At 67.6% G+C, this 18,397-nt stretch carries 14 protein-coding genes; 5 read left to right on the forward strand and 9 right to left on the reverse strand.

Annotated elements, in window-relative coordinates:
- Positions 1–41 precede the first annotated feature (41 nt).
- Positions 42–3,587 (forward strand): BTAD domain-containing putative transcriptional regulator, encoded by a 3,546-nt coding sequence (locus tag AB0M74_RS12705; protein ID WP_364905610.1) that lies wholly within the window; start codon positions 42–44, stop codon positions 3,585–3,587.
- Positions 3,588–3,712: 125 nt separating this feature from the next.
- Here the strand turns inward: AB0M74_RS12705 and AB0M74_RS12710 are convergent, their stop codons facing one another.
- From AB0M74_RS12710 to AB0M74_RS12730, 5 genes are all read right to left on the reverse strand, one after another.
- Positions 3,713–4,558 carry an ABC transporter permease gene (locus tag AB0M74_RS12710; RefSeq protein WP_364905612.1) on the reverse strand — a complete coding sequence of 282 codons (846 nt, stop codon included), beginning with the start codon at positions 4,556–4,558 and terminating at the stop codon, positions 3,713–3,715.
- Entirely contained in the window at positions 4,555–5,544 is a 990-nt protein-coding gene (locus AB0M74_RS12715) for an ATP-binding cassette domain-containing protein (RefSeq protein ID WP_364905615.1), read from the reverse strand. Before AB0M74_RS12715 ends, AB0M74_RS12710 begins: the two co-directional genes overlap by 4 nt.
- 184 nt (positions 5,545–5,728) lie before the next feature.
- A complete protein-coding gene (gene menE, locus AB0M74_RS12720) occupies positions 5,729–6,865 on the reverse strand; it encodes an o-succinylbenzoate--CoA ligase (RefSeq protein WP_364905924.1) in 1,137 nt (378 codons plus the stop codon).
- A gap of 363 nt (positions 6,866–7,228) precedes the next feature.
- Positions 7,229–7,621, reverse strand: coding sequence for a VOC family protein (locus tag AB0M74_RS12725; RefSeq protein ID WP_364905618.1), 393 nt, complete (start codon positions 7,619–7,621; stop codon positions 7,229–7,231).
- A gap of 47 nt (positions 7,622–7,668) precedes the next feature.
- A complete protein-coding gene (locus tag AB0M74_RS12730; RefSeq protein WP_328406592.1) occupies positions 7,669–8,562 on the reverse strand; it encodes a 1,4-dihydroxy-2-naphthoyl-CoA synthase in 894 nt (297 codons plus the stop codon).
- Between the two features lie 114 nt (positions 8,563–8,676).
- On the opposite strand from AB0M74_RS12730, the gene AB0M74_RS12735 reads away from it, so the two are divergent.
- The 3 genes from AB0M74_RS12735 to menD all read left to right on the forward strand — a co-directional run bounded on the left by AB0M74_RS12735 (position 8,677) and on the right by menD (position 11,683).
- The gene (locus AB0M74_RS12735; protein ID WP_364905621.1) at positions 8,677–9,333 is read left to right on the forward strand and encodes a PaaI family thioesterase; all 657 of its coding nucleotides are present in this window, start codon (positions 8,677–8,679) and stop codon (positions 9,331–9,333) included.
- Positions 9,334–9,419: 86 nt separating this feature from the next.
- Positions 9,420–9,866 carry a hypothetical protein gene (locus AB0M74_RS12740; protein ID WP_364905624.1) on the forward strand — a complete coding sequence of 149 codons (447 nt, stop codon included), beginning with the start codon at positions 9,420–9,422 and terminating at the stop codon, positions 9,864–9,866.
- 173 nt (positions 9,867–10,039) lie between these two features.
- Positions 10,040–11,683 carry a 2-succinyl-5-enolpyruvyl-6-hydroxy-3-cyclohexene-1-carboxylic-acid synthase gene (menD, locus tag AB0M74_RS12745; RefSeq protein ID WP_364905626.1) on the forward strand — a complete coding sequence of 548 codons (1,644 nt, stop codon included), beginning with the start codon at positions 10,040–10,042 and terminating at the stop codon, positions 11,681–11,683.
- A gap of 4 nt (positions 11,684–11,687) precedes the next feature.
- Here the strand turns inward: menD and AB0M74_RS12750 are convergent, their stop codons facing one another.
- The 3 genes from AB0M74_RS12750 to AB0M74_RS12760 form a co-directional block, all read right to left on the reverse strand.
- On the reverse strand, positions 11,688–11,912 hold the full coding sequence (locus AB0M74_RS12750) for a hypothetical protein (RefSeq protein ID WP_364905628.1): 225 nt from the start codon (positions 11,910–11,912) through the stop codon (positions 11,688–11,690).
- A gap of 110 nt (positions 11,913–12,022) precedes the next feature.
- Entirely contained in the window at positions 12,023–12,259 is a 237-nt protein-coding gene (locus AB0M74_RS12755) for a hypothetical protein (protein ID WP_364905631.1), read from the reverse strand.
- Positions 12,260–12,345: 86 nt separating this feature from the next.
- Positions 12,346–12,966, reverse strand: coding sequence for a TetR/AcrR family transcriptional regulator (locus AB0M74_RS12760; RefSeq protein WP_364905633.1), 621 nt, complete (start codon positions 12,964–12,966; stop codon positions 12,346–12,348).
- A gap of 82 nt (positions 12,967–13,048) precedes the next feature.
- On the opposite strand from AB0M74_RS12760, the gene AB0M74_RS12765 reads away from it, so the two are divergent.
- Positions 13,049–14,083, forward strand: coding sequence for an aldo/keto reductase (locus AB0M74_RS12765; protein ID WP_364905636.1), 1,035 nt, complete (start codon positions 13,049–13,051; stop codon positions 14,081–14,083).
- A 45-nt stretch (positions 14,084–14,128) separates the two neighbouring features.
- Here the strand turns inward: AB0M74_RS12765 and AB0M74_RS12770 are convergent, their stop codons facing one another.
- Positions 14,129–18,370 carry a bifunctional nitrate reductase/sulfite reductase flavoprotein subunit alpha gene (locus tag AB0M74_RS12770; protein WP_364905638.1) on the reverse strand — a complete coding sequence of 1,414 codons (4,242 nt, stop codon included), beginning with the start codon at positions 18,368–18,370 and terminating at the stop codon, positions 14,129–14,131.
- Positions 18,371–18,397 lie beyond the last annotated feature (27 nt).

An 18,397-nucleotide genomic window follows, 5' to 3' on the forward strand; every position in this document is an offset into this window, starting at 1 on the left:
CAGCGTAGGCGACCGACCGGCCGGAATGGAGGCGAAAAACCATGACGACCTGGTCGGCGTTGCTCGCTTACGATGACCACGGAATGTTTCCGGATCAGAACGGCCCCGACGGCCGAAGTCGGACTGTGACAACGCCCGCAGGCGCATCGGTCGTAGTGGCCCTGCTGGGCGAAATCGCGCTACGCAGGGACGGTGCGCTCGCGGCGCTGCCCGGCGCCAGGTCGCGGCTGCTGCTGGCCGCCCTTGCCCTGCAGCCCGGCCGCAGCCGCAGCGCGCAGGCCCTCATCGACGACGTCTGGGGTGAACAGCCGCCGCGCGCGCCGATGAACGCGTTGCATACCCAGGTGTCGCGGCTGCGGTCGGCGCTGCCGGACGGTGTGTTGGAGATCGGGCCCGCGGGCTATCGGCTCGTCCTGCGTCCCGATCAGGTCGATCTGACCTTGGCCGATGACTGGATACGCACGGCCCGCCGTCGACAGTCGGCGGGGGACCACGCCGCGTGCTTGGCCGCGGTGGCGCAGGCCAGGTCGTTGTGGCGTGGCGAGCCCGGCGCGGATCTGCCCGTAGGGGAGCTGGCAGACGAGCTGCGTACCGCGGCGGCGCAACGGTTCACCGATCTGGATGCCGTCGAGGCCTCGGCCCTGGTTTCGGGTGGTGACCTCGATGGTGCGGTGGCAATCACCCGCCGGAAGGCCGCAGCCAATCCCGTCGACGAGGCAGCGCACGCGATGTTGATGCGGCTGCTCGCCGCGGCTGGTCGGCCGAACGAGGCGCTCGAGGTGTTCGCGTCGATCCGGGGTCGGCTGGTCGAAGAACTCGGCGCGGATCCGGGGCCCGCGCTTGTCGAATTGAATACCGCGATCCTGCGTGGCGACCCGGTCCCCGGGCTCGCTGCCCCGCGCTCGGATCATGCGCCGCCATCGCCCAGCGATGCCGCGGTGGCCGGTGCTGTGCTCGACGGGCCGATGCGGGACGTGGCCGAACCGGCAGCCATCGGCGGACGAAATTCGGCTGCGCGGTCCGGCGGTTCGGTCCCGAATGCGGTGACCGCGATCGGGCTGCGTGCGGCACCCAACACCTTGCTCGGCAGGGCCGCCGACCTGGACGCCCTCGAGGAGCTGCTGCGGCGGTCGCGGGTGACCACGGTGCTCGGCCCCGGCGGCACCGGAAAGACCAGGGTGGCCAACGAATTGGGCGCTCGGGTGGCGCACGGCATGCCGGTGGTGCTGGTGGAGCTCGCGTCGGTGCGCACCGACGCGGCCGCTGATGCCCGCGCGGAGATCGAAGGCGCGGTCAGCACCACCCTCGGATTGGGCGAGATCGTATTGGAATCGGGTCGCATGCGCCCCGGGCAGCCGGTCGACGCGCGCAGACGGCTTCGGGACGCGCTATCGGCCCGTCCGATGCTGCTGATCCTGGACAACTGCGAGCATCTGATCGACGCGGTCGCCGAGGTCGTCGCCGACTTGGTCGGCAGCTGTGATCAGCTCGCCGTGCTGACCACCAGCCGCGCGCCGCTCGCCATCACCGCCGAGACGGTGTATCCGTTGTTGCCCTTGGCGATCGATGCGGCCGGATCGCCCGCCACCGATCTCTTCATGGCGCGAGCCCGTGCGGTGCGACCGGCGGTGCGACTGGAGCCGGAGGTGGTCGCCCGGCTGTGCGGCACGCTGGACGGTTTGCCGCTCGCCATCGAGTTGGCCGCTGCTCGCGTGCGCACGATGAGTGTGGAGGAGATCGAGTCCAGGCTCGAGCACCGTTTTGCCCTGCTGCGCAGCGGGGATCGTGCCTCACCCGCCCGGCATCGCACCCTGCACGCCGTGATCGCCTGGAGCTGGAACCTGCTCGACGAACCGCAGCAGGTGACGCTGCGCCGAATGTGTCGGATGCCGGGCGGTTTCACACTCGCGGCCGCCGAGACGGTGGCAGGCGGCCCTGAGGTGGATGATGTCGCCGCTGCCGTGGACGGCCTGGTCGGTCAGTCGCTGCTCACGGTGCTCGAGGACGACCACGGCGCGGTCGGCACGCGCTACCGAATGCTGGAGACCGTCCGTGAATTCGGTGAGGAACAGCTCGCGCTCACCAAAACCGAAGCGGCGGCAGGTGTTCCGGGCGCAGTCGACGAGGGCTCGCTCGTCATGCACCGGATGTCACGCTGGGCCCGCGATTTCACGGTTACCGCGGCCGATCGGTATCGGGCAGGCGAGCAGGTACCCACGGTGCTTTCGGTGGCGGCGGACCTGGACAACCTGGTCGCAGTACTGCGTTATGCGGTCGAGCGCCGCGACTCACGCACCGTGTACCGGGTGTTCCCGGTGGTCGCGTTGATGTGGGTGATGCGCGGGGCGCACATGGAGCTGACGGGTTGGGCGCGCAGGATCATGCAGCTGCCGCCGGAAAAGCAGCCGGTGCACGGTACGGTCGCCGATCTGCAGATGCTCGCCCACCTGGTGGTGGCCTTGCACATGTTGTACCTGAGCACCGACCTGCGCCCGATTGCCACCGTGCGAGCGCGCGCACGCCGATTGGCGCACAACGGCACCGATTTCAATGCGGGCATTCGCTATCTCGGCGAGCTCCTGTGTGTGGATCCGTCCGGGGCCAGGGTGGCCAGGCTGCTCGCCGAGGGTGTGCGTTCGCCCGACGACGATGTCCGCGCCTCCGCGCTGATCATGCGGATGAACGCGCAGGAGAATTCTGGACTGGTCTACGGCTCCACCAGAGATGCGCTGAAGGTCCTGAAAATCATGGACGGCCGTGATCTGTGGGGCACCTCGATGGTGAGCCAGCATCTGGGGCAATTGGCCGGGCAGACCGCGCAATACGCCGATTCTGTCCAGTATTACCGCAGGGCTGCAGATATCTTGCGGGAATTGCGTGCTTACGAAGAAATGCTGGAAATGAGTAGCTACCTCGCGATCTCGCTGATCGGCACCGGGCGGCTCGGGCAGGCGCGGCAGGTGCTGGACTCCGCACTCGGATCCGCGGATTCGGATCCTTCCTCTCGGTCCCTGGTCGACGACCCGTCCGTTCGGCGAAATCCGCGCTTGGCGGCCGTGGTCGGGGGGGTCGCGGAACTCGAACTCGCCGAGGGCGATATCGACGCCGGGATGCGCCACTTCTACCGGGCGCTCGACTTGCTCGGCTGGCCGGAGGACTCGCTCGCACCGGGACCCGGTGGATTGATGTTGGCCAGTGGGGCCGTCGATGCCCATATCCTGCACGGCCGTGCGGCGGCGGTGGCCGGATTGGTGCACGAGCTCGCGGGCAGCGCGGCAGTCCGTCTTCCGCAGTTCTTCGATCTGCCGCAGATCGGTGCGGTGGGCTGTGCGGTCGGTTCGTATCACCTCGCGATCGGCGAAGAACCGGACCGTGGTTTGGAGCTGCTCGCGCTGGCCACCAAGGTCGGTGCCAGACAGGACTATCCCTCGATGGAATGGGAGCGCCACATTCGGTTGCATCGAACGGTGACCGGTGACGAGCGAATGAACGCGGCCTTGTCCCGAGCGGCGGCGCGGCGGCGCAGGGACGCGGCGCGGCGCATCATCGAACTGCTGCGCGAACTGCCGGGCGTCGCAGCGGATTGAGCGCACACCCTGACCGATGATCGGCTACTGCTCGGAAGGCGCGCAAGCAGAATGCCGTGGTGAGTGACTTCGCGTCTCTCACCACGGCATTCGGCTCGTGGAGGCCTACCTCCAGTGCCGGGCGCTCACGCCCTGCGCATGTAGGCCTTGATACTCAGCGGGGCGAAGATCGCGATCACGACGACCGAGCCGAGCAGCGACCAGGCGAGGTCACTGCCGTAGTCGTTCCCGTTCATCAGCGCTCGAGCCGTATTCACCATGTAGTACACCGGGTTCGCATGATTGATGGCCTGCAACCAGCCGGGCATGGTGCTCACCTGAGCGAAAGCCCCCGACATGAAGGTAAGCGGGAACATCACCATCATCGAGATACCCTGCACGCCCGCGGCGCTCTTGCCGGTGACGCCGACCAGCGCCCAGATCCAGCTGACCGCGAACGAGCACACCACGATGACCAGACCCGCGACCACCACACCGATCACGCCGCCTTCGGGCCGGTAGCCGAGGCAGAGGCCGACCAGGATGGTCAGGGTGGTGGCGAGGACGTAGCGCACCATATCGGCGATCAACGCGCCGGCCAGCGCCGAAATACGGGCGATGGGTAGCGATTTGAACCGGTCGAAGACACCCTTGTCCATGTCCTCACGCAACTGGGTGCCGGTCACCACCGAGGTCAGGATCACCGTTTGCACCAGAATGCCGGGGATGAGGATCGGCAGGTAGTCGTGCACGTTGTGAGAGATCGCGCCGCCGAAGATGTAGGCGAACAGCGCGGTGAACAGGATCGGCTGCACCGTCACATCGAACAGTTGCTCGGGGTTGTGCTTGATCTTCAGGATGCCGCGATAGGCCATGGTGAACGAGGTCGACGCGGTCTGGCGGAGGCTGATCCGATTACTGGCCTCCGGGATCGAGAGGGGCGCCGCGTGCCGCCCGGCCGCGGCCGTGCTCGGTTCGGTGATGGTGGTCATGCCGCGCTCCGTTCGGAATCGTTGTCGTCGTCGGCCGGGTGGCCGGTAATGGTGAGGAAGACCTCGTCGAGGGTCGGCTTGCTCACGGTGATCTCGTCGACCGCGATCTCCCACTCGCGCAGGCGAATCAGCAGATCGGCGGTCATGCCCGCGTCCGCGAGTGGAGCCGTGAGCTTGCCCGCCTCCGGCGTGATCAGGGCTTCGGCGCCGAGGAAATCGCCGACGATGCGGCGGGCCTCGTCGAGCTGGGCTCGATCGACGAGGGTCAGGTGCAGCGAGGAGCCGCCGACCGAGGCCTTGAGCTCGTCGGCGGTGCCGTCGGCGATCACCCTGCCGTGGTCGATGACGGCGATCCGGTCGGCCAGCTGATCGGCCTCGTCCAGGTACTGCGTGGTGAGCAGCACCGTCGCGCCCGCACGGACCAGCCTGCGGATGGTCTCCCACATCTGGGCGCGGGTGCGCGGGTCGAGGCCGGTGGTCGGCTCGTCGAGGAACAGCAGCGGCGGCGTCGCGATCAGGCTGGCGGCCAGATCGAGGCGGCGGCGCATGCCGCCGGAGAAGTTCTTCAGCGGCTTGTTCGCCGCCTCGGTGAGGTCGAATTCTTCGAGCAGTTCGGCGGCTTTGCGGCGCGAGTCGATCCGGCTCAGACCAAGCAGGCGGGAAAAGATGATCAGGTTCTCGGTGGCCGACAGGTCCTCATCGACCGAGGCGTACTGGCCGGTGACACCGACGAGGGAACGCACGGCCGTCGGTTCGGCGACGACATCACGGCCGAAGATCCGGGCGCTGCCACCGTCCGGCCGCAGCAGAGTGGCCAGCATCTTGATGGTGGTGGTCTTGCCTGCGCCGTTCGGTCCGAGCACGCCGTATACCGAGCCCTGCGGAACCGCCAGGCTCACACCGTCGACGGCGCGCTGTTCCCCGAACACCTTGACCAGGCCGTCCGCCTCTACGGCGAGCGCTGAAGTTGGTGCGAAAGAAGTCATGCAAGCAACTGTGGGGGGCCGATCTTGCACGGTCCTTGCATGACGGTGTCACGGGCACTTGCCTACCTGTCGGGGAGCTCGGCCGGTGTGCCGCCAGCAGCTGGCGCCGCAGACGACCGCCGCATCGGCAGGCCGTTTGGTCGAGGTGGTCATCGGGGCGCGGCATGCACTGCAGGTCGTGAACCTACTGCCGCGTCGACTCGGCCAGCAGGTAGGCCCGCAGTTCGGTGCGATCGGGCTTGCCGGGGCCGATCAGCGGCAGCTCGTCGAGCAGCGCCAATTCCCGGGGGGCGGCAATGGAGTCCAGTTCGCGCACGACGTGCTCGCGCAATTCCTCGAGGGTCGGTGTCGCTCCGGCGGCAGGCACAACCACGACGGCGACGCGCTGCCCCAGTCGTTCGTCGGGCAGTCCGAGCACCACGCATTCGCTGATCGACGGGTGTGTCCCCAGCACGGCCTCGACCACCTGCGGTATCACCAGCAGGCCGCCGGTCGTGATCGCCTCGTCGAGGCGACCGCTGACGCTGAGCACGCCGTCGTCGAAGGTCCCCGCGTCCTCGGTGCGGAACCAACCCGGTTCGGCGAACGCGGGATGATCGGGCTGGTTGCGGTAACCCGCGGCGATCATGGCCCCGCCGAGCAGGACTCGGCCGTCCTCGATGCGCACTTCGGTGCCGGTGAGCGGCACACCGTCGTAGACGCAGCCACCGCAGGTCTCACTCATGCCGTAGGTGCGAACAACGTTGATACCGGCGGCCTTCGCGCGTTCGTAGAGCGGTAGCGGGGTGGCCGCGCCGCCGACGAGCACCGCGTCCAGTTCGGCCAATGCGGCCGCGGCGGTGGGTGCGTCGAGCGCCTTGACCAGCTGGGTCGGCACCAATGCGGTGTACCGGCGTGGCCCGCGCATGCTCGAGACCGCACCCGCCAAGGCTTCGGGCAGAAAACCGCCCGAGACGTCGAGGACGGTGGGTTCGGTGCCTGCCTGGATGCTGCGCAGCAGCACCTGGATGCCTGCGATGTGATGTGTGGGCAGGGCCAGCAGCCAACTGCCCGGACCGCCGAGCCGGTCGTGGGTGGCCGCGCCGCTGGCAAGCAGCGCGGACGCGCCGAGCATCGCGCCCTTGGGCACCCCGGTGGTGCCCGAGGTGGTCACCACCAGCGCGATGCTGTCGTCGATCGGCTCACCGGGCGACAGGGCATCGCTGAGGCGTTGGGCCTCGCGACGATCGGTGGTCGGGATCGGCAACCACGCGGGGCCGTTCCCCTCCAACGCTTCACGCAGATGTGGCAGCACATCGCCGACCCGGGATCCGGTCGGCATCGGCAAAGTACGCAAGGTCGTTGTCACGACTCCCCCTCGCTGACACCGGGCTCCGTCGTGCCCAGAGGCGCTGTGCCCATGGCTCGCTCGCTCCGCTCCCTCACGCGTCTGATCGTGTCATGCCCGCGCCGCCATCTGCGGAACGGGTCGGTTTGCTGGAGCGACGCGCGCGGGGTGCGTGCGCTGTGCGGGAATGGGGTTCAGGTACGCCAGGCATCGAGACTGCGATTCACTCGTCGGACGGGGTACACAGCGGCGGGCCCGGACATCGGCGGTCGAGCAGCCATCCGAGCGTTATCGTCCTCGCCGGGCTGGGCATTGGCAACTCGGGCCACCGGTCGCGGCTCGTGGCTTATCGGGTATTCAGTCCGGTGACCAGCGCGAATCCCGCCGGATCGGATGCTCGGCGGGCACCTCGACCAGCACGATCGGCACACCGTCGGGGTCTTTCACCCACATTTCGATCAGGCCCCAAGGCTCGCGCACCGGCGGTCGGTCGATCGCGATTCCCTGGAGCGCCAGCTCGGCGGCGGCGTCGGAAACATCGCGGACCTGTAGCCAGATCGCGCCATTGAAGGCCGTCGAATGTCCCGTTCCGCCGTGCGCGGCCACCTCGACCAGCGACTGTCCAGCGAAGAAGACCGTGCCGCCCGGATACTCCCTGGCAATGGCAAGCCCGAGTCCATCCCGATAGAAAGCGAGCGTTTTCGCGTGGTCGGCCGGACGCAGGATTATCCGACTGCTCAGAATGTCCATTTCACACCATCTGTCCGATTAGTCCGATAAATGCGACCCGGCGGTGGTCAGAAGTACCAGGGATACGGGGTCCAGTCGGGCTTCCGCTTTTCCAGGAACGCATCGCGACCCTCGACGGCCTCGTCGGTCATGTAGGCCATGCGGGTGGCTTCACCGGCGAAGAGCTGCTGGCCGACCAGCCCGTCATCGAGGAGATTGAACGCGTATTTCAGCATGCGTTGGGCCTGTGGGGATTTGCCATTGATATCGGCAGTCCATTCCAGCGCAACATTTTCCAGCTCGGCGTGATCGACGACCTTGTTCACCGCACCCATCTGATGCATTTCCTCCGCGGTGTACGGGCGGCCGAGAAAGAAGATTTCCCGTGCGAATTTCTGGCCGACCATTTTCGCCAGATAGGCGCTGCCGTAGCCGCCGTCGAAACTGCCGACATCGGCGTCGGTCTGCTTGAACTGGGCGTGTTCGCGACTGGCCAGCGTCAGGTCGCAGACCACGTGCAGGCTGTGCCCGCCGCCCGCGGCCCAGCCGTTGACCAGCGCGATGACCACCTTCGGCATGAAGCGGATCAGGCGCTGCACCTCCAGGATGTGTAGTCGGCCCGCTCGCGCCTGGTCGACTGTGTCGGCGGTCTCGCCGCTGGCGTACTGGTAGCCGTTGCGGCCGCGGATGCGCTGATCGCCGCCGGAGCAGAAGGCCCAGACGCCGTCCTTCGGCGCGGGCCCGTTGCCGGTGATCAGAACCGCACCGACGTCGGGGGTCATCCTGGCGTGGTCGAGCGCGCGATAGAGCTCGTCGACGGTGTTCGGCCGGAACGCATTGCGCACCTCCGGACGATCGAACGCGACACGAACGGTGCCCTGCTCGATATGCCGGTGGTAGGTGATGTCGGTCAGGTTCTCGAACCCGGGTACGGGCCGCCACAGCTTCGGATTGAACGTCACGTCAGTGATTATTGCCCCCGGCCTCGGGTCGGCTGCCAGCGAGTTCCCATGGCCGGTTCCCGATCATCGGATTCTTCGACTTGACGGTGTAAAACTACGCGTTACCGTGCAGGTATGAGCGAGCGAGTGAAACCGGTTATCGACCGGAGCGCGGTGGACGAATCCCGGTACGAGAAGCACGGGGGCTTTCCCAAGGTCTCCCGCGCGCAGATCGGGTCCAATTTCGGGCCGTTCGTCGAGGCGATGCGCACCTTGCAGGATCTGGCCGTCTCCGTCGACGCCACCGACGACGTCTTCGGCGAAGCGCTCGCGCGGGCGCGGCAGCTGATTGATCTGCTGGAGCCCTACCGCGCGCCCGAGCTACAGGGGCCCGCGGGCCGCGCGGTCGAATTGCCAGGGCGCGGCAGCCTTTTGCTGCTGCCGTGGCAGGTGGCCGAGGCCGGTCCCGACGGCATCCGGATGACCGGTGAATTTCGTCGCTTCCATCTCGGTGGCAACGGCGCCGCGCACGGCGGCGTGCTGCCGCTGCTGTTCGATGACCTGCTCGGCATGATCGTGCACTACGCGGGCAGGCCGATAAGCAGAACCGCGTATTTGCACGTCAACTACCGGAAAATCACTCCGCTGGAGACGCCGCTCACGGTGCGGGGGCGGGTCGATCGGATCGAAGGACGCAAAACTTTCATCACCGCGGAGCTGCTCGATGAGCAGGACAATGTGCTCGCGGATTGTGAAGGACTCATGGTGCAGTTGCTGCCATGGCAGCCCTGAGCCGGGTCAGTGCCGTGTGACCTTACGCACCAGTGCGTATAGTTGCCACCGCTCGTTCATCGACATCTATCCGGAGGAACCTGAAAGTGGTTGCAGCACTGTCTGAATCCCTGCTCGACGACGCCAAGCGCACGGCCTTCCTTGCCGACGCCAAGGAGGTTCTGGACGCCGAGGTGTCGGACAAGGGTGGTGCGTCTGGCCTGGCAGTCAAGGGTGGATACGCGGCGGTCAAGAAGATCAGCCCGTCCATCGTGCCTGACGCGCTGGAGTCCTTGGCGCCCAAGCTCGTCGCACAGTTGGAGCCGTTCTGGCAGGAGTACACGGCCAACGGCGCAGGCTCATTCGCCGACCTGCTGGTCGCCAAGTCCGACGAGGTCGCCGAGGCATTGCTCACCGTCACCGACGAGCGGGCCGACTCCTCGACCAGGCCCGCGCTGAAGAAGGTCTACTCCTCGATGCGTTCCTCGGCCAAGAAGAACGTCATCGAGGCCCTGCCGCGGCTGGGCGATCTGGTTCAGAAGCACGCCAACTGATTTCGGCAGCGCGCGTCGCACACCGACCGATATCGGCAGCGCCGATTCGGGGTGTGCGCGCTTCTGCGCCGCCCGCGTCCGGTGGTGGACGCGGGCGGCGAAAACCCACTCGAACACACGTGTGTGAGCAGGGCGACGGAGACGTCGGGGCAACTGTCTGAGAGGCTGGAGTCGTGAATCCGTCTACAGCACAAGCGCAGGTGGTCGTCGACGAACTCGCGCGCGGGGGTGTGCGGGACGTCGTTCTGTGTCCGGGGTCACGCAACGCTCCGTTGGCCTTCGCGCTCCAAGCGGCCGACGCGGCGGGCAGGATCCGGCTGCACATGCGCATCGACGAACGGACGGCCGGATTCCTCGCGGTCGGGCTCGCGGTCGCGAGCAGGCTGCCCGTGCCGGTCGTCATGACGTCGGGGACCGCGGTGGCCAATCTCGGGCCCGCGGTGCTGGAGGCCAACTACGCGCGGGTGCCGCTCGTGGTACTCAGTGCGAACCGGCCTTACGAGATGCTCGGTTCGGGCGCCAACCAGACGGTGGAACAGCTCGGCCTTTTCGGTAGCCAGGTCCGCGCCACCATCAGTCTGGGCCTCGCCGAGGACGAATCCGCCAACGCCGAGTACGCGCCCTACGGGCACCAGAACAGCCTGTGGCGCTCGGCGGTCTGCCGGGTGCTCGCCGCGGCCCGCGGCACCCGCTCCGGCAACGCGGGCCCGGTGCATTTCGATATCCCGCTGCGTGAGCCGCTGGTGCCCGACCTCGCACCGGGCGAATCCGCGCCTGCCGGCCGTGCGGGCGGCCGAGCCTGGACGCTCACCCAGTACGCAACGCTCGATGTGCCGCTGGACATCGACCTGACGCCCGACACCGTCGTTATTTCCGGGCATGGAGCGGGCCTGCGACCCGAGCTGTCGGCACTGCCGACCGTCGCCGAGCCGACGGCCCCCATGCACGGCCCCGCACTACACCCGCTCGCGCTGCCACTGCTGAAGCCGCAGCAGGCCATCATCACCGGCCGCCCCACCCTGCACCGGCAGGTCTCGCGAGTGCTCGCCGATCCGGACGTCACCGTTTTCGCGCTGACCACCGGGCCGCGCTGGCCCGATGTCTCGGGCAATGTCGTCGGGACCGGCACTCGCGCGCTGGTCACCGGCGCACCGAGGCCGGAATGGCTGGCCAATTGTCGGGAACTGAACGCGCGGGCGAACGAGGTGGTGCGCGCCGAACTCGCCGCGCACCCGAAGCCGACCGGCCTGCATGTGGCCGCCGTGGTGATGGATGCGCTGCGCGAGGGCGATCAACTACTGCTCGGCGCGTCGAACCCGGTTCGCGACGCGGCGCTCGTCTCGCCTCCCCGGCCCGGCGTCCGGGTGCTGTCCAACCGCGGCGTCGCGGGCATCGACGGCACGGTGTCGGCCGCGGTCGGTGCGGCACTGCACCACGAGGGCCGCACCATCGCGCTGATGGGCGACCTCACCTTCTTGCACGACGCATCCGGCCTACTGATCGGGCGCGGTGAACCCCGCCCCGCCGACCTCACCATCGTGGTCGCCAACGACGACGGCGGCGGCATCTTCGAACTGCTCGAACAGGGCGACCCGCAGTACGCCGGTGTCTTCGAGCGAGTGTTCGGCACCCCGCACGGAATGGATCTGGCCGCGCTGTGCGCCGCGTACCGCATTCCGCACCGTCAGGTCGATCCCGAGCAGTTGGCCGTCGAGCTGAGCGGACGGGCCCACGGAACACGGGTGCTGGAGGTGGTGACCGAACGGTCCAGCCTGCGCGAGCTGCATGCCACGGTGCGCGCCAAGATCGCGCCCTAGCGCGTCAGTAGGCGGGGCCGGTGTCGTGGTCGTCCTCCAGCGGTACCGCGGTCAATTGCTCGACGATGTCGGCCGGGTCCGCGCTCAACGCGTCCCGATCGACCGCTGCGGCAATCTCCTGTTCATCGGTCTCGTCGACGATTTCGTCCGGATAGGCCGGCACGGATTGTTCGGCGAGATCGGCTTCCGGAACCACGTCCATGGCGCGGGACGTGTTGCGATCGGTCATTCGTTCGCTCCTCTCCGCTGGTGCCTCCGGCGTGGATCACCCATGACGGAGTAGGACAACAGTCGGACACGCATCGAGAATGCTCCGCCGCGCGCGATGCGGCAACCCCGCTACTCGCCCTCGATCGCACCGGTTCCGTTCGCCGGGTACTCCACCAGCGCCAGCGTCCGGTTCGCCATGAACCGCGCGGTGCGCACCGCGCCTCCGGTCCTCGTCACTTCGCTGACTTCGACGACGCCGCGCGCGATCCGAACCTCTACGCGCCTGCCCGCCCTTGTCGCGACCACTTCATAGCTTCGAGACCCGTCGCCGAAGTCGACGACCACCTCTACACGATCACCCTTCATCTCCCAATTATCCGCTTTTCCAGCACTTTTCGTGGCTACGACTTGATTGCGACGGCGGGCGCGAGGAGCGGACACGCCGTGCCGGATCACCGCGCGGCGGCCACGAACAGGCCCGCCGCAGCGGCACTCGTCGCGGCGCGGGCGGCCGTTGTCGCCGCGAGGTCATCGATGGGGTCGCCCGAGGCGAGCAAGCGGTAGTACAGGGGCGCCGAGACCGCGGAGAGGACCGCGCGCGCATCGGTGCCTTCGGGAACCTCACCGCGGGTGATCGCGGCTCGTACACAGGGGGACCATTCGGTGAGGCGGATGTCGTAGAAGCGGTGCAGGGCGGTGGCGGCGGTGTCGTCACAGGTCGCGGCGGAGATGACGGCCTGGAAGAGCCTGCCTTGGCGCGGGTCGGTCAACGTCTTGGCCACCAGCCGGGCATTCGCGGTCAAATCGCCGAGCAGGGAGCCGGTGTCGGCGTGCGGCAGCGACTGTTCGGCCATGTCCGCGAGCAGATCGATGACCAGTCCGGTCGGGGTGCGCCAGCGGCGGTATGCGGTGGTCTTGCCGACCTCGGCCCGTGCGGCGACCTCGGCGAGGTCCAGGTGGGCGAAGCCGCGTTCGGCCAGCAGATCGCCCGCTGCTTGCAGCACGGCCTCGCGGACGCGTGCGGTGCGGCCACCAGGGCGGACCGAGCCGGGGGTGAGCTCTTCGGAGGTCATAACGGGACTCCAGTTTCATTTATGGCGCGTCGGGTGTACTGTTCCACATGTTAACGGAACTATAGACCCTTTAGGAGTCATCATGGAGTACCGGCGGCTCGGCGCATCAGGTTTGCTCGTCCCGGCCTTGAGTTTCGGCGCGGGCACCTTCGGTGGTCGTGGCGAACTCTTCAGCGCCTGGGGCGACACCGATGCCGAACAGGCCCGTCGCATGGTGGACATCAGCCTGGAAGCAGGCGTCACCATGTTCGACACGGCCGATGTCTACTCCGACGGCGCCTCCGAAGAAGTGCTCGGCGCGGCTATCAAGGGGCGCCGCGACCAGCTGCTGCTGTCGACGAAGGCTAGTCTGCCGACTGGTCCAGGCCCTTACGACGCGGGTTCTGGGCGGGCCCGGCTCATCAGAGCGGTCGAGGGATCGCTGCGCAGGTTGGGAACCGACTACATCGACCTGTTCCAGCTGCACGCCTTCGATGCGCACACCCCGGTCGAGGAAGTCCTTGCCGCACTGGACGATCTGGTGCGCGCGGGCAAGATTCGTTACCTCGGCGCCTCCAACTTCGCGGGCTGGCAGCTGATGAAATCCCTGGCCGCGGCCGACCGGAACGGTCTGACCCGCTACGTCGCGCACCAGGTGTACTACTCGCTGGTCGGCCGCGACTACGAGTGGGAGCTGATGCCCCTCGGCCAGGATCAGGGTGTCGGTGCGGTGGTCTGGAGCCCACTGGGCTGGGGCAGGCTGACCGGCAAAATCCGTCGCGGCCAACCGCTTCCGGATGGCAGCCGACTGCATCAGACAGCCGAGGCTGGTCCGCCGGTCGACGACGAGCACCTCTACAACGTGGTCGACGTACTCGACGAGCTCGCCGCGGAAACCGGCAGGACGGTCCCGCAGATCGCACTCAACTGGCTGCTGAGCCGACCCACCGTGGCAACCGTGATCGTCGGCGCCCGCAACGAGCAACAGCTGCGCCAGAATCTCGGCGCCGTCGGCTGGCACCTGTCCGCCGACCAGATCTCCCGGCTCGACAAGGCCAGCGCGACCACACCGCCCTACCCGTACTACCCGTACTACCGGCTGCCCGACTTCGCCCGGCTCAACCCGCCCGCGGTGTAGGAGAAACGGCATCGGGACACCGTCCAACGGTGCCCCGATGCGGTATCAGTAGACGTCGCGAACGTAGCGCTTCTCGGCGACCAATTGCTTCTTGAAGGCCAACGCGCCGTCCTCGTCGAGCTTGCCGTGGATTCGGGCGATGCGCAGCAGGGCGTCGTCGACGTCCTTGGCCATCCGCGCGGCATCGCCGCAGACGTAGAAGTAGGCACCGTCGCGCAGCCAGGACCACAGCTCCGCGCCGTGCTCGATCATCCGGTGCTGCACGTAGATTCGCTCACGCTGGTCGCGGGAGAAGGCGAGATCGAGCCGGGTGAGGAAGCCGGCACGGAACATGTCTTCCCACTCGGCGCGATAGTAGAAGTTCTCGGCGGCATGCTGGTCGCCGAAGAACAGCCAGTTGCGGCCGGTGCAGCCGAGCGCGCGTCGCTCCTGGAGGAAGCCTCGGAACGGGGCGATGCCGGTGCCGGGACCGACCATGATCATCGGCGCAGTCGGGTCCAGTGGCGGCCGGAAATGCGGGGACCGGTGCAGGAAGATCGGGACCGCGGTGCCGCGATCGGCCAGGAATGTCGAGCACACCCCGCCGCGGCGGGCCGCGGATCCGGTCGCCGCCGGATCGCCGTAGCGGACGATCCCGACGGTGAGCTGCACCTCGTCCGGGCTGACCAGCGGGCTGGAGGAGATCGAATACTGACGCGGCTGTAGCTTTTTCACGGCGCCGAGCCATTCGACGAGGTCGGCCCGTACCGGGAAGTCGCGCAGTACGTCGACGGCCTGCCGATCCCAGAGGTATTTGTCGAGCTCGTTGCGATTGTCGCGGCGCAGCAGCTTGGCCAGCTGAATGCTGTGGTTGCGCTCGGCGATGAAACCGAGCAGATCCTGGCCGACCCGGGTGATGTCGTAGTGGGTGCGCAGCGCCTCGGCCAGCGGCAATTCCCTGTTGTCGACCTCGACGACCCTGCGGCCGTCCAGCCCAGTTGTCTCGAGCCACTCCGCGACGAGCGACTCGCAGTTGGCGGGCCACACCCCCAGCGAATCGCCGACCTCGTAAACGGCCTCCAGTTCGCGCAGATCGAACCCGAACTGCCGCACCTCTTTCGAGGATCCGGCGCGCGAGAGTGGTTCGTTGCGCACCAGCGGGGCGGCGACCGGCGCATTGCGGGTGAAGAGTGCGGGCGCGGCGCGCTGGGTGCGATCGAGCACGGGTGTACGGGTCAGCACCAGCGTGCTCGCTCCGCCTGCGCGCACCGCGGTCCGAGCCGGGGCAGGAGCACTCGGCCCCGGCGTCGGTGGGGTGTCCGTCTCGGACAGTCCGTCGGTCGACGAGCCGCCGAGTGCGGCAAGGACATTGTCGAGCCACTGCGCCGCGGGCTCTTCGAAGTCGGGTTCGGTGTCGACGCGTGCAACCAGCCGGGTCGCACCGTGTTCGGCGAATTTCTGGTCCAGTCTGCGTCCATGCCCGCAGAAGTCGTCATAGGAGGAGTCGCCGAGTGCGAGCACCGCGTACCGCACGCCGGTCAGCCGGGCCGCGCTGTTGTCGAGGCGGCTCCAGAAGTCGGTGCCGTTGTCCGGCGGTCCGCCGTCGCCGAAGGTACTGGTAATCAACAACACATCGCCGGTCAGCCCGCTCAGCTCGCACGAATCCATGTCCAGCAGTCTCGGCAGATAGCCGTTGTCGGCGAGGCGTGCGGCCGTGGTCGCCGCGAGTTCCTCGGCGTTGCCGGTTTGCGAGGCCCACAGGATGGTGATCGACGGCTGGGCGGCGAGGTCGTCGGTCGTCGTGGTGGCGGCCGCGGCGCGGGAGTACATGCCTGCGAGCAGTCCGTCGATCCAGAGTCGACTGTGCTGAGACAGTGGTGCGGACTCGGGCAGCACCGGCTGTCCGGTGACCGGGATCGATTGCAACGCCGAGAGGTATCCGGCGAGGTAGATGCGTTCGTGCTCGGAGAGGGTCGGTGTCGTTGCCGCGTCCAGTCCGAGCGCGATGGCCAACGGGTGGATGTCGGGGAAGGCGGCTGCTTGGTTGGACAGGGCGGACGGCGATCCGGAAATATCCGGCATCGCCGGAGATGCGGGCGCGGCAGGCGATGCGGAGCGAGGCACCGGCGCGACCCGGCGCAACGACACCGCGCACGCCTTGAACTCTGGTTGCAGAGATGCCGGGTCGACAGCGTCGTTGGTCACCGCGTTGATGGTCAGATACTCACCCTGCTCGTCGTTCCAGTGGAACGGCGCAAAGCAATCGCCGGGCCGCACCCGGTCGCTGATCTGCGCAGGCAGCACCGCTCGCCCACGTCGCGAGGCTATTTCGAGCTGATCGCCCGCCTGAATGCCGAGCCGTTGCGCATCCGCCGGATGGACTTCGACGAACGGCTGCCCGTTCAACTTGGTCAGCGCGGCGATCTTGCCGGTCTTTGTCATGGAGTGCCATTGATGCTGCAACCGGCCGGTATTGAGGACGAACGGATAGTCGTCGTCGGGCATTTCCGCCGGAGTCAGGTGCGGGCGCGGCCAGAACACCGCGCGACGACTCGGCGTCGCGAACGCCAGTCGTGGCCGATGGCCCGCCTCGTCGACGAAAAGCTCTTGGCTGACACCGTCGTTGAGATACCGGATCGGGTTGCGCCGTGCGCCGGGCTCGGCGCACGGCCACTGCATCGGTCCGGCACGCAGCTGCTCGAAGCTCATCCCGCGCAGGTCGTAGCCGGTTGCGGGGTTGGCGAACCCGCGGATCTCGGCGAAAACCTCGGCACTGGAGGAGAAGTCGAAGCCGTCGAATCCCATCGCGGTGGCCACCTGCGCGATCAGCAGCCAGTCCGGACGTGCCGCGCCGATCGGATCGACCGACCGCTGCAACAGCGTGACGTTGCGTTCGGAATTCACCATCACCGCATCGGCTTCGGCCCACAGGGTCGCGGGTAACAGCAGATCGGCATAGGCATTGGTCGCGGTCTCGGTGTAGGCGTCCTGGGCGATCACCAGTTCGGCGGCCTCGAGTCCCGCGATGACCGTCTTCCGATTGGCGACGGTGGCAACCGGATTGGTGCAGATGATCCACGCGGCCTTGATGCTGCCGTCCGACAGCTGACCGAACATATCGATGGTGCCCGGCCCGGCCTCGGTGCGCAGTGTGCCGGGCTCGATGCCCCACGCGGTCTCCACGAAGGCCCGATCGGCGGGGGCGAGCAAGCTGCGCTGGCCGGGTAAACCCGGACCCATGTACCCCATTTCGCGACCACCCATGGCATTCGGCTGACCGGTGAGGGAGAACGGTCCACTGCCCGGACGGCAGATAGCGCCGGTGGCCAGGTGCAGGTTGCACAGAGCGTTGGTGTTCCAGGTGCCGTGGGTGGATTGGTTGAGTCCCATCGTCCACAGCGACATCCATTCGCCTGCCTCGCCGATCAAGCGTGCGGCGGTGTGGATGTCGGCCACGGCCAGGCCGGTGATCTCGGCGACCTTCTCCGGGGTGTAGTCGGCGAGGAATTCGGGCATCGATGCCCAGCCTTCGGTGTGCTCGGCGATGAATTCCTCGTCGATGTCACCGTTTTCGACGAGCAGATGCAGCAGCCCGTTCAGCAGTGCCAGATCGGTGCCCGGCGCGAGCTGTAAGAACAGGTCGGCGCGTGCCGCGGTGTCGGTGCGCCGCGGATCGACGACGATCAGCTTCGCGCCCGTTTTGATGCGATCGACCATCCGCAGATACAGGATCGGATGGCAGTCGGCCATATTCGCGCCGATCACGAAGAACAGGTCGGCGTGCTCGAAGTCGTCATAGGATCCGGGCGGCCCGTCGGCGCCGAGCGACTGCTTGTACCCGGTCCCGGCGCTGGCCATGCACAGCCGCGAATTGGCCTCGAGGTGGATGGTGCGTAGATATCCCTTGGCGAGCTTCGTCGCCAAGTATTGCGCTTCCAGCGACATCTGCCCGGATACATACAGCGCGATCGCGTCTGGTCCGTGCTCGTCCAGGATGGCCCGCAGCCGTGCCGCGGCCTCGCGCACGGCTTCCTCGACCGACACCGGCACCGGCGCCTGGTCGCGCGCAGGCCGCCGGTAGGCGGTTTCCATCCGTCCCGGCGTCCGCATCAGATCCAGGTGGGTGGCGCCCTTGGTGCACAGCCTGCCTGCGTTCGCGGGATGCAGTTTGTCGCCGCTCACCTTCGCGATCACCGTCGCACCACTCGCGTCGGTTCGTGTCTGCACCGTGATGCCGCAGCCGACACCGCAGTATGAGCACGCCGTCCTGGCTGTGCCCGGCGCGCTCCCTGTCACTGCGTCCGACATGCCTCGATCATGGCGATGACCGGTTGC

Source organism: Nocardia sp. NPDC051463, from assembly GCF_040681975.1.
In the GTDB taxonomy this organism is placed as follows: Bacteria; Actinomycetota; Actinomycetes; order Mycobacteriales; family Mycobacteriaceae; genus Nocardia.